Origin of the sequence: Sulfitobacter indolifex (assembly GCF_022788655.1) — a bacterium.
In the GTDB taxonomy this organism is placed as follows: Bacteria; Pseudomonadota; Alphaproteobacteria; order Rhodobacterales; family Rhodobacteraceae; genus Sulfitobacter; species Sulfitobacter indolifex.
Map to the genome: position 1 here is coordinate 2034919 of NZ_CP084951.1, position 20432 is coordinate 2055350.

Annotated in this window: 21 protein-coding genes; 9 read left to right on the top strand and 12 right to left on the bottom strand. The window is 61.5% G+C overall.

Annotated elements, in window-relative coordinates; translation table 11 throughout:
• Nucleotides 1-27 precede the first annotated feature (27 nt).
• From DSM14862_RS09930 to DSM14862_RS09945, 4 genes are all read left to right on the top strand, one after another.
• The gene (locus tag DSM14862_RS09930; RefSeq protein WP_040701405.1) at nucleotides 28-1239 is read left to right on the top strand and encodes a bifunctional alpha/beta hydrolase/OsmC family protein; all 1212 of its coding nucleotides are present in this window, start codon (nucleotides 28-30) and stop codon (nucleotides 1237-1239) included.
• Nucleotides 1240-1555: 316 nt separating this feature from the next.
• Complete coding sequence (gene purB, locus DSM14862_RS09935; RefSeq protein WP_007120138.1) at nucleotides 1556-2860, top strand: adenylosuccinate lyase; 1305 nt, start codon at nucleotides 1556-1558, stop codon at nucleotides 2858-2860.
• 73 nt (nucleotides 2861-2933) lie between these two features.
• Nucleotides 2934-3092: a hypothetical protein gene (locus DSM14862_RS09940; protein WP_007120139.1), complete on the top strand. Its 159-nt coding sequence runs from the start codon at nucleotides 2934-2936 to the stop codon at nucleotides 3090-3092.
• Between the two features lie 226 nt (nucleotides 3093-3318).
• On the top strand, nucleotides 3319-4227 hold the full coding sequence (locus DSM14862_RS09945; protein WP_007120140.1) for a lysophospholipid acyltransferase family protein: 909 nt from the start codon (nucleotides 3319-3321) through the stop codon (nucleotides 4225-4227).
• Nucleotides 4228-4240: 13 nt separating this feature from the next.
• On the opposite strand, the gene DSM14862_RS09950 is transcribed toward DSM14862_RS09945, so the two are convergent.
• Entirely contained in the window at nucleotides 4241-4951 is a 711-nt protein-coding gene (locus DSM14862_RS09950) for a DUF1223 domain-containing protein (protein WP_007120141.1), read from the bottom strand.
• Between the two features lie 249 nt (nucleotides 4952-5200).
• Here DSM14862_RS09950 and acnA point away from each other — a divergent pair, with 249 nt between their 5' ends.
• The 3 genes from acnA to DSM14862_RS09965 all read left to right on the top strand — a co-directional run bounded on the left by acnA (nucleotide 5201) and on the right by DSM14862_RS09965 (nucleotide 9595).
• Nucleotides 5201-7975 (top strand): aconitate hydratase AcnA, encoded by a 2775-nt coding sequence (gene acnA, locus DSM14862_RS09955; protein ID WP_007120142.1) that lies wholly within the window; start codon nucleotides 5201-5203, stop codon nucleotides 7973-7975.
• A gap of 140 nt (nucleotides 7976-8115) precedes the next feature.
• A complete protein-coding gene (locus tag DSM14862_RS09960; protein WP_007120143.1) occupies nucleotides 8116-8928 on the top strand; it encodes a hypothetical protein in 813 nt (270 codons plus the stop codon).
• A 76-nt stretch (nucleotides 8929-9004) separates the two neighbouring features.
• The gene (locus DSM14862_RS09965; protein ID WP_007120144.1) at nucleotides 9005-9595 is read left to right on the top strand and encodes an NAD(P)H-dependent oxidoreductase; all 591 of its coding nucleotides are present in this window, start codon (nucleotides 9005-9007) and stop codon (nucleotides 9593-9595) included.
• On the opposite strand, the gene DSM14862_RS09970 is transcribed toward DSM14862_RS09965, so the two are convergent.
• The 10 genes from DSM14862_RS09970 to yajC all read right to left on the bottom strand — a co-directional run bounded on the left by DSM14862_RS09970 (nucleotide 9585) and on the right by yajC (nucleotide 16411).
• Entirely contained in the window at nucleotides 9585-10103 is a 519-nt protein-coding gene (locus tag DSM14862_RS09970; protein ID WP_040701407.1) for a DsbE family thiol:disulfide interchange protein, read from the bottom strand. The two genes, DSM14862_RS09965 and DSM14862_RS09970, sit on opposite strands and share 11 nt — an antisense overlap.
• Before the next feature lie 13 nt (nucleotides 10104-10116).
• Nucleotides 10117-10272 carry a heme exporter protein CcmD gene (gene ccmD / locus DSM14862_RS09975; RefSeq protein WP_007120146.1) on the bottom strand — a complete coding sequence of 52 codons (156 nt, stop codon included), beginning with the start codon at nucleotides 10270-10272 and terminating at the stop codon, nucleotides 10117-10119.
• Entirely contained in the window at nucleotides 10272-11006 is a 735-nt protein-coding gene (locus DSM14862_RS09980; protein WP_007120147.1) for a heme ABC transporter permease, read from the bottom strand. Before DSM14862_RS09980 ends, ccmD begins: the two co-directional genes overlap by 1 nt.
• Nucleotides 11007-11073: 67 nt before the next feature.
• The gene (gene ccmB / locus DSM14862_RS09985; RefSeq protein WP_007120148.1) at nucleotides 11074-11730 is read right to left on the bottom strand and encodes a heme exporter protein CcmB; all 657 of its coding nucleotides are present in this window, start codon (nucleotides 11728-11730) and stop codon (nucleotides 11074-11076) included.
• Nucleotides 11727-12338, bottom strand: a complete 612-nt coding sequence (ccmA, locus tag DSM14862_RS09990) for a heme ABC exporter ATP-binding protein CcmA (RefSeq protein WP_007120149.1) — start codon at nucleotides 12336-12338, stop codon at nucleotides 11727-11729. Before ccmA ends, ccmB begins: the two co-directional genes overlap by 4 nt.
• Nucleotides 12339-12357: 19 nt before the next feature.
• Nucleotides 12358-12711 carry an Mth938-like domain-containing protein gene (locus DSM14862_RS09995; protein WP_007120150.1) on the bottom strand — a complete coding sequence of 118 codons (354 nt, stop codon included), beginning with the start codon at nucleotides 12709-12711 and terminating at the stop codon, nucleotides 12358-12360.
• 18 nt (nucleotides 12712-12729) lie between these two features.
• Nucleotides 12730-13485, bottom strand: a complete 756-nt coding sequence (locus tag DSM14862_RS10000; protein WP_007120151.1) for a sulfite exporter TauE/SafE family protein — start codon at nucleotides 13483-13485, stop codon at nucleotides 12730-12732.
• Nucleotides 13478-14446 carry a protein translocase subunit SecF gene (secF, locus tag DSM14862_RS10005; protein WP_007120152.1) on the bottom strand — a complete coding sequence of 323 codons (969 nt, stop codon included), beginning with the start codon at nucleotides 14444-14446 and terminating at the stop codon, nucleotides 13478-13480. The genes DSM14862_RS10000 and secF overlap by 8 nt, the downstream gene beginning before the upstream one ends.
• 1 nt (nucleotide 14447) lies before the next feature.
• A complete protein-coding gene (secD, locus tag DSM14862_RS10010; protein ID WP_007120153.1) occupies nucleotides 14448-16097 on the bottom strand; it encodes a protein translocase subunit SecD in 1650 nt (549 codons plus the stop codon).
• 35 nt (nucleotides 16098-16132) lie between these two features.
• The gene (gene yajC / locus DSM14862_RS10015) at nucleotides 16133-16411 is read right to left on the bottom strand and encodes a preprotein translocase subunit YajC (protein ID WP_007120154.1); all 279 of its coding nucleotides are present in this window, start codon (nucleotides 16409-16411) and stop codon (nucleotides 16133-16135) included.
• Nucleotides 16412-16630: 219 nt separating this feature from the next.
• Here yajC and serS point away from each other — a divergent pair, with 219 nt between their 5' ends.
• Entirely contained in the window at nucleotides 16631-17923 is a 1293-nt protein-coding gene (gene serS / locus DSM14862_RS10020) for a serine--tRNA ligase (RefSeq protein WP_007120155.1), read from the top strand.
• Between the two features lie 243 nt (nucleotides 17924-18166).
• The gene (locus tag DSM14862_RS10025) at nucleotides 18167-18883 is read left to right on the top strand and encodes a hypothetical protein (RefSeq protein ID WP_007120156.1); all 717 of its coding nucleotides are present in this window, start codon (nucleotides 18167-18169) and stop codon (nucleotides 18881-18883) included.
• 11 nt (nucleotides 18884-18894) lie between these two features.
• On the opposite strand, the gene der is transcribed toward DSM14862_RS10025, so the two are convergent.
• Nucleotides 18895-20376, bottom strand: coding sequence for a ribosome biogenesis GTPase Der (gene der, locus DSM14862_RS10030; protein WP_007120157.1), 1482 nt, complete (start codon nucleotides 20374-20376; stop codon nucleotides 18895-18897).
• Nucleotides 20377-20432 lie beyond the last annotated feature (56 nt).

Below are 20432 nucleotides of genomic sequence, written 5' to 3' on the forward strand. Positions count from 1 at the left end.
TTTGGGGCAAGCAAATTGGAGAGCCACATGGCCATCGAACGCATTACCTTCCCCGGCCCAGATGGCACGGAACTGTCCGCACGGCTGGACATGCCCGAGGGGCCGCATCTGGCGACTGCCCTCTTCGCGCATTGTTTTACCTGCGGCAAAGACATGCCCGCCGCGCGGCGCATCGCGGGGCGGCTGGCGGCGATGGGGATCGCGGTGCTGCGGTTTGATTTCACCGGGCTCGGGCATTCGGGCGGCGAGTTTGAGAACACGTCGTTCTCCTCCAACGTCGATGATCTGATCGCCGCTTGCAGCTACCTTTCCAGCCGCGACATGGCCCCGGCGCTGCTGATCGGTCATTCGCTCGGCGGGGCGGCGGTGCTGAAAGCGGCCACGCAACTGTCGCATGTCAAAGCGGTCGCCACGCTCGGCGCGCCCTTTGATCCGGCCCATGTGACCCATAATTTCGCCGAAAGCTTGCCTGAAATTTCGGCCAAGGGCAGCGCCGAGGTTAATCTTGGCGGGCGGCCTTTTACCATCAGTCAGGGCTTTATCGAGGACGTCCAAGGGGCCACCCTTGCGCCAGATATTGCCAAGCTGAAAGCCGCGTTGCTGGTGCTCCACGCCCCGCGCGATGAGATCGTCAGCATCGACAATGCGAGCCAGATTTTCATGGCCGCGAAACACCCCAAAAGCTTCGTCACGCTGGACGATGCCGACCACCTCATCACCCGCGCAGGCGATGCGGAATATGCGGCCGAGATTATCGCCACTTGGGCCGACCGCTATATGGCGCTGAAATCCCCCGCCCCGCCCCCCGGCGCGCCCGAAGGGATTGTGCGGGTAAGCGAAGCCGACCCCGATGGCTTTTTGCAAGACGTGAATGCAGGCCCGCATCACCACGCGCTGGCAGATGAACCGCTGGCCTACGGCGGCACCAATCGCGGCATGTCGCCCTATGGATTTTTGTCGGCGGGGCTTGGCGCCTGCACGTCGATGACGATCCGCATGTATGCTCGGCGCAAAGGTTGGCCGCTGACGGGTGTGAGCGTGGACGTGTGCCACGATAAAGTCCACGCGCAGGATGCCGGGACTGGTGCGGCGGAGAAGATCGACACGTGGCGGCGGCGTATCCGGCTGGAGGGGGATTTGAGCGAGGAGCAACGGCAACGGCTGTTGGAGATTGCGGATAAGTGCCCGGTGCATAGGACGTTAGAGCGGAGTTCGACGGTGCTGACGGAGTTGTTGTAAGAACGATGAGACCGGTCACAGCCCGGAATCAAGCCGCAGGCGCCGGGCCATCGCCTGCCCGTCCGTCACGCCAAAGGCGTGCCGACAGACATTGGCGCACCTTTGGTGCGACGGGTAGGCGATTTGGTGAGGCTGGGTGCGCGTCTGTAAAGTCATCCCAAGGCTGCCCCATAAAGTGGCACGAGGCCACGTTTGCATCGCCAACCCACGGGCAGGCGTTGGCCCTCACCACCCCATAACCCCCTCACACTTGTCCTTAACCCCAAGTCAGTCTATGCCGCCCCTGACCCTTCCCCTGTCCTAAAAAGGTGCGCGCATGATCCCCCGCTACTCCCGTCCCGATATGGTTGCCGTCTGGTCGCCGGAAACGAAATTCCGCATCTGGTTCGAGATCGAGGCCCACGCCTGCGACGCGATGGCCGATCTGGGTACGATCCCGCGCGAGAATGCTGACGCTGTCTGGAAAGCCAAAGACGTCGAATTCGACGTCGCTCGCATCGACGAGATCGAAGCCGTCACCAAACATGACGTTATCGCCTTTCTCACACACCTCGCCGAACATGTCGGCAGCGACGAAGCGCGCTTTGTGCATCAGGGCATGACCTCCTCCGATGTTCTCGACACCTGCTTTAACGTGCAGCTCGTCCGCGCTTCTGATCTGCTGCTCGTCGGTCTTGATAAACTCCTGGAAGCGCTGAAGAAACGCGCGCTTGAGCATAAAGACACCGTGCGTGTTGGCCGCAGCCACGGCATCCACGCCGAGCCCACCACCATGGGCCTGACCTTCGCCCGTTTCTATGCCGAGATGGACCGCAACCGCGCCCGCCTCGTCGCCGCACGCGAAGAAATCGCCACTGGCGCGATCTCGGGCGCTGTTGGCACTTTCGCCAATATCGACCCGCGCGTCGAAGAGCATGTCTGCGAGAAACTGGGCCTCACCCCTGAACCGATCTCGACCCAAGTCATCCCGCGCGACCGCCATGCGATGTTCTTTGCCACGCTCGGCGTCATCGCCAGCAGCATCGAGAACGTCGCGATTGAGATCCGCCACATGCAGCGCACCGAGGTGCTGGAAGGGGCGGAATTCTTCTCGATGGGGCAGAAAGGCTCTTCTGCCATGCCGCACAAGAAGAACCCCGTGCTGACCGAAAACCTCACGGGCCTCGCCCGTTTGGTGCGCATGTCGGTGATCCCCGCGATGGAGAACGTGGCGCTTTGGCATGAGCGCGACATCTCGCACTCCTCGGTCGAGCGCGGCATCGGCCCCGACGCAACCGTGACCCTCGATTTCGCGCTGCACCGTCTGGCGGGCGTCATCGACAAAATGCTTGTCTTCCCGCAGAACATGCTGGACAACATGAACAAATTCCCCGGCTTGGTTATGAGCCAGCGGGTGCTTTTGGCGCTGACACAAGCGGGCGTAAGCCGCGAGGACGCCTATTCGATGGTGCAGCGCAACGCGCTCAAAGTCTGGGAAGAACGCCTCGATTTCCGCGAGTTGCTGCTGGCCGATAAAGAGGTCGTCGCGGCCTTGGGCGAAGATGGCGTGAACGAAAAATTCGACATGGACTACCACACCAAACATGTCGACACGATCTTCAAACGCGTCTTTGGCGAATAAGGCAAAGATCGTAACGCTTTGAGATTGGCGCAGACGGGTGTACCCTGTCTGCGCCTGTCAAAGGAGCAATACAATGAGACTCGCACTGACACTCGGCGCCCTCATGGCGCTCACGGCCCCCTCCCTCGTCCTCGCATCGGGCTGCGAACATGACAAACAGGTCATGACCTGCGCCGAGGGGATGAAACTCGACACCAGCAGCGGCACCTGTGTGCCGGACGCCACCGCTTAAGGCGACAACCTTGCAACAGCGCCACCGCGCGTGGTCTGAATTGATCGACGCGTGAACGATCCCTGTTGCCCTGCGTTAACCACTCCCAGATGGGCAGGGGCCGGCTTCGGTCACGGGGAACGCTAGGGCTGACAGCGGCTGACCCCGGCTGATGGCTTGCGCCATGACTTGTTGCGCCCGTCTGTGCAGGCTATGTCAGGAAAAGTTTAACAGCCTGTCAGAGCCCATGTCGGACCAAGCCACAACAGTCAAAAAGCCCTATCCCTTCGGCCGCCGTGCGCGGCATTACCTAAGCAATCTGCTGATCGTCGGGATCATCCGCACGGCTTTGGCCCTGCCCTATAAGGCGCGGCTCAGCTTTGTCGGCGCTTTGGTGCAGCATGTCATCGCCCCGCTCGCGGGCTACCGTCGCCGCGCGCTCGACAATCTTGAGCATGTCTGGCCCGAGATGCCGCTGGCCCGCCGCAAGGAAATCGCCACGCGTTGCCTGAACAACCTCGGCCGGTCCTTTATCGAAAACTACTCGGCCAATGATTTTCCCAAACGCATGGCCGAGGCCACACCGCGCGGCGACGGCATGGCAGCATTGGAAGAGGCCAACCTAAAGGGCCAGCCCGTGATCCTCGTGACTGGGCATTACGGCAATTACGAAGCGGCGCGGGCGGCCCTCGTGGCGCGCGGCTATGACATCGGCGGGCTCTACCGCGAGATGAAGAACCCCTATTTCAACGCGCATTACGTCAAAACGCTTGAGGCCTTCGGCGGCCCGGTGTTCCCACAAGGGCGGCGCGGCACAGCGGGTTTCGTGCGGCATTTGAAACAGGGCGGACGGCTGGTGCTGCTGTTCGACCAACACGTCATCCGCGCGCCGATCCTCGACTTTATCGGCCAACCTGCCCGCACGGCGATTTCGGCGGCGGAATTGGCGCTGCGCTATGATGCGCTGTTGATCCCGTTTTACGGCATCCGACAAGACGATGGGGTGAGCTTTGACGTGGTGCTAGAGGCCCCCGTACCGCATAGCGATCCGATGACCATGACGCAGGCGCTGAACGACAGCTTGACCGCGCAGGTCACCAAGACACCTGAGCAGTGGTTCTGGGTTCACCGCCGCTGGCGCCCGCACGAGACGTAACGGCAGCCGCGGTTTATTTGCTGCGCGCTGCCGCCAGAATAGCGCCCGGCCCGCCCTTCTCTTGGCGTTGAATGATCACCACAACAGGCAGATCACCCTCGGCCTTCGCGCTCAGCGACAGGGGTGCCGACCCGTCCCATTCCGCCAAGACCTGCCAATCTTGGACGACATTGCTGTGTTCCATAAGATTGCCCGCATTCTCGCCGCGGGTGACCTTGGTCCGCTCCATCGGGGAGTAGCGCAGCATATGCACATGCATCGGTTCCGATGCCGCGGCCAACGGCTCTGCTTCAATTTGAACTGCGTCGCCTGAGCGGATGATCGCCAGCGCCACGCGCGGCGCGGCCTCAGCATGTTTCTCGACCGCGTCCATCAACTTCATCGGTTTGGCGCCCACGATATCCGTTTGCCCCTGCACGATCAGCTCCGGCGTATAGACACTGCGCCGCCCGCCCACGGCAGCATAGCCGCGTTGACGCTCCGCATGGGCCGGATCGCCAAACGGGTCTTTCCAGCCGATATAATCCCAATAGTCCACATGCAGCGCCAGCGCGATGATATCCTCCCGCTCGGCCAGTTCGGCCAGCATTTCATCGGCAGCGGGACAAGAGGAACAGCCCTGAGAGGTAAAGAGTTCGACCACAACAGGCTGATCCTGCTGGGCCTGCGAAGGCGCGGCCAGCAGGATCAGGGCGGTGAGAACAGGATAAATCAGGGGCTTCATAAATTTCCAGACGGCCAAATACTATTATGGGCCCCGGTTTAGCTGTCCGACGGGTAAATTGCCAATCAACCTTTGTTGAAACGCCCGTTAGCGCCCCCACGCCGCCCTCAGTATGCTTCCCCCTTCAAATTCGGTACACAATGGTATACAAAATCGCGCGAACCCGCTTGATAACAGTTGAACCGCCGCGCCTCTAGTGGCATTGAGACCTCAATCTAGCCACCCATCAGACCCCGAAGGGAGCCCGCCATGACGATCCAAGTCGGTCACGACAGTGCCAAAACCCGCAAGACCCTCTCCGTTGGAAGCCAGAAAGTCGCCTACTATTCCATTCCTGCCGCCGAGGCTGCGGGCTTGGGCGATTTTTCAAAACTGCCAGCGGCGCTGAAAGTCGTTTTGGAGAACATGTTGCGTTTCGAGGACGGCAAGACCGTTACTCAGGACGATATCAAGGCATTTGCCGAATGGGCGACCAAAGGCGGCAAGAACCCTCGCGAGATCGCCTACCGCCCTGCCCGCGTGCTGATGCAGGACTTCACCGGTGTTCCAGCCGTTGTTGACCTTGCCGCGATGCGCGACGGTCTGGTGGCCTTGGGCGGTGACGCCGACAAGATCAACCCGCTGAACCCCGTTGATCTGGTCATCGACCACTCCGTCATGATCGACGAATTTGGCAACCCGCGCGCGTTCCAGATGAACGTCGACCGCGAGTATGAGCGCAACATCGAGCGCTATACCTTTCTCAAGTGGGGCCAGAAAGCGTTTAACAACTTCCGCGTTGTGCCCCCCGGCACCGGCATCTGCCACCAGGTGAACCTTGAGTATCTTTCGCAGACCGTCTGGACCGACAAGGACCAAAACGGCGAAGAGGTGGCTTACCCCGACACACTCGTCGGCACCGACAGCCACACCACCATGGTCAACGGCGCTGCCGTTCTGGGCTGGGGTGTTGGCGGGATTGAGGCCGAAGCCGCGATGCTGGGTCAGCCGATCTCTATGCTGATCCCCGAAGTCATCGGTTTTGAGCTGACAGGCCGCATGATGGAAGGCACCACCGGTACCGACCTCGTGCTGAAAGTTGTGGAAATGCTGCGCGAAAAGGGCGTGGTCAGCAAATTCGTCGAGTTCTACGGCGAAGGTTTGGATCACCTGCCGCTGGCAGACCGGGCAACCATCGCCAACATGGCGCCTGAATATGGCGCGACCTGTGGCTTCTTCCCGATCGACGACGAGACCCTGCGTTACCTGACCAACACAGGCCGCGACAAGGATCGTGTGGCGCTGGTCAAAGCCTATGCCCAAGAGAACGGCATGTGGCGCGATGCAGATTACGCACCGGTCTACACCGATACGCTGACCCTCGACATGGGCACCATCGTGCCTGCGATCTCGGGCCCAAAGCGTCCGCAGGATTACATCGCACTGACCTCCGCGCACACCGCCTTTGCCGACTATGTCAAAGGCGTCCGCGAAGGCAAAGACACCTCGGCGAACTCGGAAATCCGTTGGGAAGGCGAAGGCGGCCAGCCCGAGCCGCAGGACATCCCCGGTGACGAAGGTCATCACAACCGCGGCTTTGTCTCCACGGATGATGGCCACTACCAGCTGCATGACGGCTCGATCGTGATTGCGTCGATCACCTCCTGCACCAACACATCCAACCCCTATGTGATGATCGGTGCGGGTCTTGTGGCGCGCAAAGCCCGTGCTTTGGGTCTGACACGCAAGCCTTGGGTGAAAACCTCGCTGGCCCCCGGCTCACAGGTCGTGTCGCATTATCTTGAGGCCGCTGGCCTGCAAGAAGACCTCGATGCGATTGGCTTCAACCTCGTGGGCTACGGCTGCACCACCTGCATCGGCAACTCCGGCCCGCTGGAAGCGCCGATCAGCAAGGCGATCAACGACTATGACCTGATCGGCACCTCGGTCCTGTCAGGCAACCGGAACTTCGAAGGCCGCATCAGCCCCGACGTGCGCGCCAACTACCTCGCCTCCCCGCCCCTCGTGGTGGCCTATGCGCTGGTCGGTGACATGAACCATGATCTGGCCAACAGCCCGCTGGGTCAGGACAAAGACGGCAACGACGTTTACCTGAAAGACATCTGGCCCTCGACGCAGGAAGTCGCTGAACTGGTCGAACAGACCGTGACGCGCGAAGCCTTCCAAGAGAAATACGCCGACGTCTTCAAGGGCGACGAGAAGTGGCAGTCGGTTGAGACCACGGACAGCAAGACCTACGACTGGCCGCCGACCTCGACCTATGTGCAAAACCCACCCTACTTCCAAGGCATGTCGCCCGAGCCAGGCGTGATCTCCAACATCGAAGGCGCGAAAGTGCTGGCGGTGCTGGGTGACATGATCACCACCGACCACATCTCGCCTGCTGGGTCCTTCAAGGAAACCACGCCTGCGGGTCAGTATCTGGTAGAGCGTCAGGTGCCGGTGCGGGAGTTCAACTCCTACGGGTCGCGTCGTGGTAACCACGAGGTCATGATGCGCGGCACCTTCGCCAACATCCGCATCAAGAACGAGATGCTGGACGGTGTTGAGGGCGGCTATACCAAAGGCCCCGATGGCGAACAAACGTCGATCTTCGATGCCGCCATGGCGCATCAGGAAAACGGCACGCCGCTGGTCATCTTCGGTGGTGAGCAGTATGGCGCGGGCTCTTCGCGGGACTGGGCAGCCAAGGGTACAGCGCTTCTGGGCGTCAAGGCCGTGATTGCCGAGAGCTTTGAGCGTATCCACCGGTCCAACCTCGTCGGCATGGGCGTCATCCCGTTCGAGTTCACCGGCGGCGACACCCGCAAATCGCTGGGTCTGACCGGTGAAGAAACCGTGTCGATCAGCGGGTTGGACACCATCAAGCCGCTACAAGAAGTGCCTTGCACGATCACAATGGCCGATGGCAGCACCAAAGAGATCACTCTGAAGTGCCGCATCGATACCGCGATCGAGATTGAGTACATCGAACACGGCGGCGTGCTGCACTACGTGCTGCGCAACTTGGCAAAATCGGCCTAAGCGCCGGACACTGCTTGCAGTAAACTTTAGGGGGAGCGGCCTGTCATGGGCCGCTCCCTTTTCGTTTGCGGGGGAACCTGCTGTCCTATGAGGGGGTTGCCCCAATGAGACAGTCACACTGACAGATCGGGGATGCGACCATGTTTATAAGTTTCGCACTCGGTGCGGTGGGCGTGGCGATCCTTGTCTTGGTGCTTCTGGACTTCCTCTATACCGCCATCGGTGCAGCCCCTGTGGCCCCCCTATCGGAAAGGGTCGCACGGGCGGCTTTCTTCGTCTTCACCAAAATAATGCCTCAAGGCAAAACCCGGCACCGGCTTTCTGGTCCGGTGGTCATGACGGCAATCGCCGTCACTTGGATCGTTCTGGTGTCGCTTGGCTGGACTTTGGTGTTTCAGATAAGCACCGATGCCGTGATGATGACCGAAAGCGAACGCCCCGCCGGGTTCGTCCGCGACTTTGCTTTCGTCGGGCATTTGCTGTCCACACTTGGGGGCGGGCCATTTCAGACCGAGAACCCCTTCTGGCTCGTCCTATCGGTTCTTGCGGGGGTGAACGGCATGGTGATCCTGACCCTCTCGGTCAGTTTTGTCCTGTCGACCACCACGACGGTGGCCCAAGCCCGCGGGCTGCTTACCAAAGCGTCGATGTTTGATGCCGACAGCGCAGAGATGAACAGCATCATTTTGCCTGAACTTGCTGATCTGGTGTCAAACCTTAACGCGATGCAGTTCGCCCTTTACTACAGCGCTGAGCACCCGGCGCGCCGCGTGCCACCGGCGATGGTTGAGATGGCCCAGCGTGTCGCCCCCTATCCCGAAGCGATGCGCCGTCTGCGCATTGCGCTGGAACCACTGCCGGGCTTTATGGCGCCGCAGGGTACCTTGGACCAGCTGACAGATGCAGAGTTCACCGCGCGGCTGCGGGAATGGGCGGAACAATACTCGCTTTAGCCCTCATGGCCGTGCGTCAGGAACTGACAACGGTCACGGCAGTTGATCCAGACGCACTTTAGCGAAAGGACACTCCATGAGCCCGAAAATTACAGTTCTCTTTTATTCAACATACGGCACCAACCACGCCATCGCCCAAGAAGCCGCACGCGCCGCCGAAGAAGCGGGCGCCGAGGTTCGCCTCCGCCGCTGTGCAGAGACCGCACCACAGGCCGTCGTCGATGGTCAGGATGCTTGGCGTGAGCAGTTGGATAAAATGAAGGACATTCCCGAGGCTAAGCCCGAAGACATGGAATGGGCCGATGGCTACTTCATCTCGGCCCCGACGCGCTTTGGCGTCGCCGCCAGCCAGTTCCGCGCCTTCATCGACACGCTGGGGCCACAGTGGCAGTCAGGCGCGCTGGCCAATAAGGCGGTCACGGCGACCACCTCTGCCCAGAACCCGCATGGGGGCCAGGAATCCACGATCCAGTCGATCTATGTCACGGCCATGCATTGGGGCGCGATCATCGTTCCACCGGGCTATGCCGATGGGGTAAAGTTTGAGGACGGCGGCAACCCTTACGGCTATTCCTGCGAACCCGGCCCGCTGACCGAGACCGGAAAGAAATCCATCGCCTATCAAGCCAAGCGGCTGGTCGAATTCGCAGGCAAGTTCAGCGGCTAAGCGCCTTGCGCAGGGCCGGGAGGAACCGCTGCTCATAATCACTACCGACCAGCGGCCCGGCAAAGCGAAACAGCACGGTGCCGTCCCCGCCGACGATGAAAGTCTCTGGCGGGGCGGTGACCCCCCAATCAATCGCCACCCGCCCCTGCGGGTCAAAGCCGACCCCGGCAAAAGGACTTGCCTCGTCCTCAAGGTAGGTGGTGGCGTTCTTCTCAGTATCTTTGAAATTCACGCCGATGATGTTCATCCCCTCAGCCTGCATCTCCAGCAGTTTAGGATGTTCAGCACGGCAAGGCGGGCACCAGCTGGCCCAGAAGTTCACGAGGCTCACCTCCCCCCGGCGCAGCATATCGTCCGTCGCCTGCGGATAGCCGGGCAGCGTCGCCTCTGGCATTGCGGGTGCCTGTTGGCCAACAAGCGTAGAGGGCAGCCCTTCAGGATCATCGCGGTACATGCCCACGGCCGCCAGCGCGACGAAGGCGGCAAAGATCAACGGTGGTGCGATCATCATAGGCGAGAGTTTAGCCACGGCGTCCGGCCTCCGCTTCGGTCTCTTCAAGCGCGCGGCGCGCCGCACGGCCCCGCAGCAGCGTCACGCCAACCAGCGCGGCCAACAAAAGCAGTGATGCCCCATAGGCCGAAAGCACCTCGGCTGCATATTTTCCAAGCTCTGGCATCACGCCCCCCTGTTCATCCGCGCCCGCAGCGCCGCCGTCCGGCGCAGGCGAATTTCGGTGCCCGTGCGGTAAATCACCAGCGCCAGAAACAGCAGGCCAAAACCCACCATTGCCAGCACCAACGGATAGAAAAACACATCCGCCACGCTGCGGTTTCCGGTGGCCACGGGGATCGAGGTCCCCTGATGCAGCCCTTGGTTCCAGAACTGCACCGCATAGCGCGACAGCACCGCAAAAACCGAACCAACGAGGCAGAGCACCGAGGTCAGATCAGCAGCAGTATCGGGATCCTCCACCGCCTGCCACAGCGCGATATAGCCGAGGTAGAACAGGAACAGGATCAAAAACGACGTCAGCCGCGGATCCCAAGCCCACCACGTGCCCCACATCGGCTGGCCCCAAATTGCGCCGGTGACCAGTGCGATCAGCGTCATGACCAGCCCCACCGGCGCTGCAGCCTTGGCCGCCAGCGCGCTAACGTGGTGGCGACGGATCAACCAGATCAGCGAGGCCACCAGCATCATGAACCATGCGTTAATCGCCATCAGCGCGGCGGGCACGTGCAGATAGATAATCTTGACCGTGCTGCCTTGGCGCGCGTCATCCGGCGTGCCGAAGAACCCCCAGATCAGGCCAGCGCTCACAAAGACCGCTGCTAAGACCCAAAGTACAGGCTGCACGCGCTCGGAAAGCGCTAAAAATTTGACGGGGTTTGCGTATTGCCAAAGGGACATGCGGTTTACCTATCGCGCGGTTGGGTGGTGCTCAATGCACAAATTCTTGGGGCACAATTTCGCGGGGTCATCGCAACCCCATCCGCAGGACCGCCGCTGCGGCAAATGGCATCAACGCCACCACAGCAAGGGTCAGTCCCGCCAGCATCAAAAGCGGCGTGCTGGCATCCAGCCCCGCCGCCCCGCGCCGTGCGACTTCGGCCCCGAAGATGAGAGTTGGAATATAGAGCGGCAGCACCAGCAGTGACAGCAGCAGCCCGCCGCGTTTGATCCCCACCGTCAGCGCCGCGCCGAACATGCCGATCACCGACAGCGCCGGGGTGCCAAGCGCGAGCGAGGCGAGCAACCACAGATGGCCGGGGGCCGCGAGTTGGAGCATGACGCCGAGAAACGGCGCGGCCAACACCAGCGGCAGCCCAGTGGTCAGCCAATGCGCCAAAGCCTTGATCGCCAGCGCACCTTCCAGCGGCAAAGGCGCAGTCAGCAGCAATTCAAGGGAGCCGTCCTCTAGGTCCAGCGCCAACAGCCGATCCAGCGACAGCAAGCAGGCCAACAGCGCGCCGAGCCAGAGCACACCGGGGGCGATGGCCTTGAGCAGCGCGCCTTCCGGTCCGACGCTGAAAGGCACCAGCATTGTCACGATCAGGAAAAACGCCAGCCCAAGGCCGAAGCCCCCGCCCGCCCGCAGCGCCAACCGTAGATCGCGAAGCAGTAGCGCCTTCATAGGAATGCCGCATCGCTGGCGCCGAGATCGACGTCGAGAGCCGCGCGGTAGGCGCTGATGTCGAGCACATGGGCCTCGACCCCGAGATCAATATGCGTGGCCATCAAGGCCGAACCGCCTGCCGCGAGATGCCCGCGCAGAACGCTGCCAAAAAGAGCCACAGCATCCGCATCAAGCGAAACGGTAGGTTCATCCAGCACCCAGATCGGACGGCCCGTCACCAACAGCCGTGCCAGCCCCAAACGCCGCTTTTGCCCGGCGGAAAGCGTCCCTGCCAGACGATCAGCGAGAGGCCGCAGCGCGTAGCCATCAAGGGCACCGGATATATCATTATTCCCAAACACTTGCGCCCAAAAGCTCAGGTTCTCACGCACCGTCAACATGGATTTCAACCCATCCGCATGGGCGGCATAGGCCACCCTGTCCTCCGCCCCTTCGATCCGCCCCGACAGCGGTGCTTGCAGCCCTGCAATGCAGCGCAACAGCGTCGTCTTGCCCGCCCCGTTCGGGCCGCGCAGCACCAGCGCCTTGCCCGGTTCCAGTTCGAAGGAAACGCCCGACAGAACCGGCACCCCGCCGCGCGCGACGCTTAGATCACTTACTTTCATGCGCGGTGCGGCTCCGCTCTCAGACCGGCAAAAGGGCCAGCGCGATGCGCCGCCCCTCGCTCAGCAGGATATTATAAGTGCGGCAGGCGGCGGGAGAGGACATGACCTCAATCCCCAGACCAGCCTCTTCTAGCGTCTCGCGCAGGTCATCAGGGATATGCGCCACCTCTGCCCCGGTGCCGAGGAAGACGACATCGACCTTGCCCGCCAGCGCCAACACCGGGGCCGCGTCGGCCAAGCCGCCCCAGCCGGTAATCCCGTCGGGGCCGATCACCTGCGGCCCTTGCACGACCTCTCCGCCGATGCGGAAAAAGCCGGGGCCGTAGCCGTCGATCGGTTTGGCGTCGGTATAGGTGATCTCATTCAATCGCATGTCATGTCCCTCTCAGGCTCAGATATTCCACAGCGGCAGACCAAGGATAGCCGATGCGGCGATGACGATATAGGCCACCGCGCGAAAAAGCCGCTCTCGGCCCGGATCAAACAGCCGCGCCCCAATGATATTGGCGATGATGTTCGGCACCCCAGCGAGCAGCCCGAGGACGAGCACCGACCAGACCACCTGCCCCGTCGCAGCCAGCATCACAAAAAGCAGCAGATCGATCCCCAGCAGGTAGAGCAGGAAATTCGCTCGGATTACTGCAGCGGGCCGCTGACTGGCCATATAGAGCAAAATTACAGGCGGCCCGGCGATGCCAGCAAAGCCCGTCATGAAGCCGCCCAAAGCGCCCGTCCCCACAACCAACCGCGCGCCCAGCGGGCCATGATAACGCCAGCCCGCCAGCAGCAGCACCAGAAGCGCCAGTACCACGCCGGAAACGATCCACCCAAAGCCCTCGGGTGACATCATCGACAGCCCCCAAAGGCCCAGTGGCATGCCGATCAGCACCCCCAACAATAAGCGCCCCACTTCTCGCGTCGCGCCTTGGCGCAGGGCATCTGGCAGATTGGGAAGGGGGCCGATCAGTTCGGCGGCGGTCATAAACAGGATGGCTTCGACCGGGGAGAGCACAAAGGCCGCAACCGGCATGATGATCATGGCAGAACCAAAGCCCGCAAAGCCCCGGACCAGCCCCGCCACGATCACAGCCAGCGCAAGCCATACCACCCCGGGGGTGGCGATGGCCTGCGCCAGCAGGTCAGGCATCAATATTTGCGAATTGCGTACCAGCGCCCGCGTCAGGCTTGGACCAGTCGCGCTTCACACCAAGGAACAGGACGACGTTCTTCGCGACATAGACCGACGAATAGGTGCCCACGATCACGCCCCATGTGATGGCGAAGACAAAGGCCCGGATTACGTCGCCGCCAAGGATCAGCAGTGCGATCAGTGCCAGTAGCGTGGTACCCGAGGTCATCAGCGTCCGGCTCAGCGTTTCGTTGACGGATAGGTTCATCACCTCACGCAGGGGGCGCTTTTTGTATTTGCGCAGGTTTTCCCGCAGGCGGTCAAAGATCACCACCGTATCGTTGATGGAATAGCCAATGATCGTCAGGATCGCGGCCACTACCGGCAGGTCAAAGCGGATTTGCAAGAGTGAGAACAAACCAATGGTCAGCACCACGTCATGGAACAATGCCACAACCGCCCCGACCGAAAACTGCCATTCGAACCGCAGCCAAATGTAGATCAAGATCGCCGCCAGCGCGCCCCCCACGGCCAGAAACGCCGTCTGGATCAACTCGCCCGAGACCTTCGGCCCAACAGACTCGACAGAGGTGAACTTGATATCCGGGGATACCTCCTGCAACGCCGTCTGAATTGTCTGGATCGTGTCTGTGGTCGCAGCTTCCTGCCCCTCTTGGGCCTGAACCCGGATCATCGCCACATGCTGATCGTCGCGAAAGCCGGGGTCAAAGACCTCAGAGATGGTCACGTCACCCAGCTCAAGCACGCTCAGCGCGTCACGGTAAGCGCCCACGTCCACGGCCTCAGTGGCTTCGGTTCGCAGGGTTGTCCCACCGCGGAAGTCGATGCCAAAGTTCAGCCCCATCACGCCCCAAGCGATCAGCGATAGGATCATCGCCACCACAGACGCGCCAAAGGTGATCTTGGCATAGCCAAAGAAGTCGAAGTTCGTGTTGTCGGGTACCAGCTTTAGTCGCATGTCAAACCTCGATTGTCTTGGGACGGCGGCGTTCAAACCAGATCACCACCAGCAAGCGGGTGACGAAGAAGGCGGTGAAAACCGATGTCATAATGCCCAGCCCCAGCGTGACGGCGAACCCGCGCACCGGGCCAGAGCCCAAAGCGAAGAGAATGACCGCGACGATGAAAGTGGTGATGTTGGCATCCAGAATAGCGCTGAGCGCACGCTCATAGCCGAGCGAGATCGCCCGCGCAGCACCCTTGGCGTTGCGCTGCTCTTCGCGGATACGCTCGAAGATCAGCACGTTGGCGTCGACCGCCATGCCCACCGTCAGCACGATCCCGGCGATGCCCGGCAGGGTCAGCGTGGCCCCAATCAGGCTCAGCAGGCCAAAGATCAGGCCAACGTTGATGATCAGCGCGATATTGGCGAAGAACCCAAAGAGCCCGTAGGATGCCCACATGAAGAAAAGCACGGCGGCGAAGGCCACCATCGTGGCGATCTTGCCCGCGTCGATGCTGTCTTGGCCCAGTTCTGGCCCAATGGTGCGCTCTTCGACAAAGCTCAGCCCCGCAGGCAGGGCACCAGCGCGCAGCAGCACGGCAAGGTTGGTGCTTTCCTCGACCGAGAAACGCCCGGTGATGATGCCCGACCCGCCCGGAATATGGCTTTGGATGGTCGGGGCGCTGATGACTTCGTTGTCGAGCACGATGGCAAAGGGCGACCCGATGTTATCAGCCGTATAATCGCCAAACTTGCGCGCGCCAGAGGTGTCAAATCGGAAGGACACGGCAGGCGCGCCATTTTGGTCAAAGCTCGGCTGCGCGTCGACCAATTGCTCTCCGGTGACGACGGGGGCGGTTTCCACGGTGTAGAACACGCCCTCTTCATCCGCCGCAGGCAAGATCGCGTTGCCGATGCCGGGGTTGTCGTTCTCACTAGAGCCGCGGTTGACCACCGGGTTGAAGGTCAGCTGTGCCGTGGTGCCGATGATCGCTTTCAGCTCGGCTGCTGAGCCGATGCCGGGCACTTGGATCAGGATGCGGTCCGCACCCTGACGCTGGATCGTCGGCTCACGGGTGCCGACCTCATCAATACGGCGGCGCACAATCTCAAGGCTTTGCTGCATCGTGCGTTCGTCAGTCGCCTGCTTTTCGGCGTCCGACAGGGTGATGTTAATGGTGCCATCCGTGCCGCTGACGTTGATGTCGCTGCCACCTGCCCCGGTGACCGTGGTCACAGGACGGGCCAGATCGCGGGTGATCTGCAGGGCCTCGGCCATTTTCGACGCATCGTTCAAACGGACCCGCAACTCGCCCGCTGGCGCTTCTTCGCGCCGGACCGGGGTCAGGCTGCGCAATGCGTCACGAACCTCGGGCCATTGTGCTTCCATGCGCGAGGCATAGACATCGGCAAGCTGCACTTCGGCAAGCAGATGCGCACCGCCGCGCAGGTCAAGGCCAAGGTTCACCAACCCCGAGGGCATCCACTCAGGCCAAAGCGCGCGCTGCGCTTCCAACTCAGGCGTGCTGCCCTGCACGTCGATGGCCGCCACGGCGTCATTGTGCTTTTCGACAGGAGCGTAAAAGGCATTGGGAAGCGCGAGCCAAAGTCCTGCCAAACAGGTCAGGACAATGGCAATCCGCTTCCACAGATCAATCTGTAGCATAGTTCCGCCTTTGGGTTGCGGCCTCGGGGTAGGGTTTATTTCGCCGGTTCGGTCTTGGAAACGACGGTCGCGATGGTGGCCTGCACCACACGCACTTTCACGCCTTCAGCGATTTCAACTTCGACTTCGCCATCTTCTTTGACCTTGACCACTTTGCCGATGATCCCACCTTGGGTGACGACCTGATCACCCCGGCGCAGACCGGCAACCATGGCCTGATGTTCTTTCGCCTTCTTCTGCTGTGGGCGGATGAGCAGAAAATACATGATCGCGAAGATCAGGATCAGCGGCACAAATTGCTGGATGCCTTCCATGGGGGTCGTCCTTTTCGATGGGTATTGGGCCACAAAACGGGCCTTGAGAATTTGGCCAGAACCTAAGCGCGCTAACAGCCGGGTGCAAGGTGCAAAGCCCCGTGGTTTATATGGGCCCAGACTGGCGCATATCGCCGCATGGTTGCGGCCCCTACCGCCCTGCCACGCTTTGAGGCATAACGCAGCTAAACCGACTCACCCGATCCCGAGGACAGACTTATGCACGATATCCGCGCCATCCGCGACAATCCCGAGGCTTTTGATGCCGCTCTTGCCCGCCGGGGCGAAGCTGCGATGTCTGAGGCTGTGCTGTCCCTTGATGCCGCGCGCCGCGCCAAGATTGCTGCGGCTGAGACGGCAAAGGCCGAGCAGAACAAGGCCAGCAAGGAAGTCGGTGCTGCCAAAGCCAAGGGCGATGAGGCCGAATTTGAACGCCTGCGCGCACTGGTCAGCGACAAAAAGGCCGAAGTCGCCGCGATGAATACCGAGGCGCAGGAACTGGATGCACAGCTGACGGACATGCTGGCCCGCGTTCCCAACAGCCCCGCCGATGACGTACCGCAGGGCGCGGATGAAGGTGACAATGTCGAGGTGAAGGTTTGGGGCGACAAACCCAGCTTTGATTTCACCCCGGTTGAGCATTACGAGATCGAAAGCGTCAAACCCGGCATGGATTTCGAGACAGCCTCGAAAACATCGGGCGCGCGTTTTGTCATGCTGAAAGGCGGCGTGGCCCGCATTCACCGGGCATTGGCGCAGTTCATGATCGATACCCATGTGGATGAGAATGGCCTGACTGAGGTCAACACCCCCGTGCTGGTACGCGACGAGGCGATGTATGGCACGGATAAGCTGCCCAAGTTCGGCGAGGACAGCTATCAGACCACGAACGGCTGGTGGCTGGTCCCGACCTCCGAAGTGCCCCTGACCTATTCGGTCGGCGGTGACACGCTTGAGCAAAGCGCCCTGCCGATCCGTCTCACCGCGCATACGCTTTGCTTCCGCTCCGAGGCCGGCAGCGCGGGTCGTGACACCGCAGGCATGCTGCGCCAACACCAGTTTGAAAAAGTGGAGATGGTGTCGATCACCCATCCCGATGAAAGCGACGCCGAGCAGCAGCGCATGGTTGGCTGTGCCGAGGGCATTTTGGAAAAACTGGGCGTGCCCTATCGCACCGTGATCCTTTGCACCGGCGACATGGGGTTTGGCGCGCGCCGGACCTATGACATTGAAGCTTGGGTGCCGGGGCAGAATTGCTACCGCGAGATTTCGTCGGTCTCAACCACCGGCGATTTTCAGGCGCGGCGTATGAACGCGCGGTTCAAGCCCGAAGGTGGCGGCAAGCCGCAGTTCGTGCATACACTGAATGGCTCTGGTCTGGCTGTAGGGCGGTGTTTGATTGCTGTGTTGGAGAATGGTCAGCAGGCGGATGGGTCGGTGAGGCTGCCGGAGGTGCTTGCGCCGTATCTGGGGGGCAAGACGACACTGACCGCTGAGGGTGTGCTCGCCTGAGGCTATTACCAGGCCCGGAATCAAGCCGCAGGCGCCGGGCCATTGCCTGCCCGCCCGGACGGGTAGGCGATTTGGTGAGGCTGGGCGCTACTCCGCGAACACACATGCAGGCTGAACTATGAAGCGGCATGAAACAACGGTGAGATCGCCGACCCGCGGGCAGGCGATGGCCCTTAGTTGCCGAAAGCACCCGACGCTCTAAGATTAGATGTAACACAACACCTAATCCCGCGAGGCCCCCGCTTGCCCAAATCATCCCGCACCCTGATCGCAGCGCTCGCGCTGCTGCTCAGCATCGCCTTCGCGATTTCGCCATTCTTTGTCCCCAGCTTTTCGGGCTTTGATCCCAACCAGTTCCCCGTCCCGCAAGAGAACCCGCCCGCACAGCCCGCAGGCTATGCCTTCTCTATCTGGGGCCTGATCTATCTTTGGCTGATCGTCGGTTTGGCCTACGGCCTGTTGCGCGCACCACGTGACGCGCAGTGGCATGACATGCGCGTGCCGCTGTGCCTCTCGCTCGCGGTGGGCACCACATGGCTGGCGGTGGCCACCATGAGCCCGATCTGGGCGGCAGTGCTCATTTGGATCATGCTGATAACCGCGTTGATCGCCCTGTTCCTCGCCCCGGTCGAAGACCCGCTCTGGGCTGCCGCGCCGGTGGGCCTTTACGCTGGGTGGCTCTCTGCCGCGTCCTGCGTCTCACTGGCGCTGCTAGCGGCAGGCTATGGCTATCTTGAGGGGCAAACGGCAGCCGTGGTGTTTGTTGGGCTGGCGATTGCGATTGGGGCGATCGTGCAGACCGCCTTGGGACGCACGCCGACCTACGGCATCGCGGTAATCTGGGGGCTGGTGGGTGTTATCGTGACCAACTGGGGCGAAACACCCGTGGTCGCCTATCTGGCGCTTGGGGGCAGCGTCGCGGTGGCGCTGCCCACCCTGCGGGCGTTTCGGCGGGGCTGATGCCCCAGCCGTTAGTCCTTGCGGCGCCCTGCTGTGTGTTTGCGCAGCTTTGAAGGCGCGGCTTTCTTGCGGTTCTTATAGGGGTTCGCGTCCGACTGGCCACGCATCCACAGACGGATCGGCGTGCCGGGCATGTCAAAGTCGACCCGTAACCCATTGACCAGATAACGCGAATAGCTCTCTGGCACCTTGTCAGGATGGCTACACATTACCACAAAACCCGGCGGGCGGGTCTTGGCTTGGGTCATATAGCGCAGCTTGATGCGTTTGCCCTGCGGCGCGGGGGGCGGGTGCGCCTCCATCATGCCCGAGAGCCAGCGGTTCAGCTGGGCGGTGGTGATCCGGCGGTTCCAAACCTCATAGGCGCGCATGATGGCGGCTTGCAGACGGTCAAGGCCCCTGCCCGTTTTGGCGCTCACGGTGATCAGCGGCGCACCACGAAGCTGTGGCAGAAGGCGCTCAAAGCTTTCCTTCAACTCGCGCAGCTTGTCCTGACGGTTCTCTTCGATGTCCCATTTGTTCACGGCGACGACCACGGCGCGGCCTTCGCGCTCGGCCAGATCGGCAATACGCAAATCCTGCTGTTCGAAGGGAATTTCGGCGTCCAGCAGAACCACCACGACTTCGGCAAATTTCACTGCGCGCAGACCGTCGCTAACGCTAAGTTTCTCAAGCTTTTCCTGAATCTTCGCCTTTTTCCGCATACCTGCGGTATCGAAGATTCGCATCGGCACCGGATCGCCGTCTGGCCCGGCCCATTCGGTCATCAGCGAGATCGCATCGCGGGTGATCCCGGCCTCGGGGCCAGTTAACAAACGGTCCTCGCCCAGAATCTGGTTGATCAGCGTCGACTTGCCCGCATTGGGGCGGCCCACCACGGCAACCTGCAACGGCTTGGCTCGCGTCGGCATGGGGACGGTTTCGGCCTCAAGATCGGCGTCATCCTCGGGCAGGTCCACGTCTGTTTCAGGCGCGTCCTGCACGGCGCGGTCTTCGTATTCATCGGCCAGCGGCATCAGCATGCTGTAAAGGTCGTTCAACCCTTCCCCATGTTCGGCGGACAGGCGGATCGGCTCCCCCAGACCTAGCGAATAGGCCTCGATCATACCCGCATCAGCGGCTTTGCCCTCGGCCTTGTTGCCCGCAAGGATCACATGCGCGGATTTCTTGCGCAGGATTTCAGCGAACACCATGTCGGACGGGGTCACGCCGACGCGGGCGTCGATCATAAACAGGCAAATGTCGGCCATATCAACCGCGCGTTCGGTCAGGCGCCGCATACGGCCCTGCAGACTGTCGTCGGTGACTTCCTCAAGACCGGCCGTGTCAATCACGGTAAAACGCAGGTCTGCCAGTTTGGCAGCACCTTCGCGCAGGTCACGGGTCACGCCGGGCTGGTCGTCGACCAGCGCGAGACGTTTGCCGACAAGGCGGTTGAACAGCGTGGATTTCCCGACATTGGGGCGGCCCACGATGGCAAGGGTAAAGGACATAATTCAGGCTCCGGGCCCCGGTTGGGCCACTTCAGACACGCGCCTTAGCCTATTTG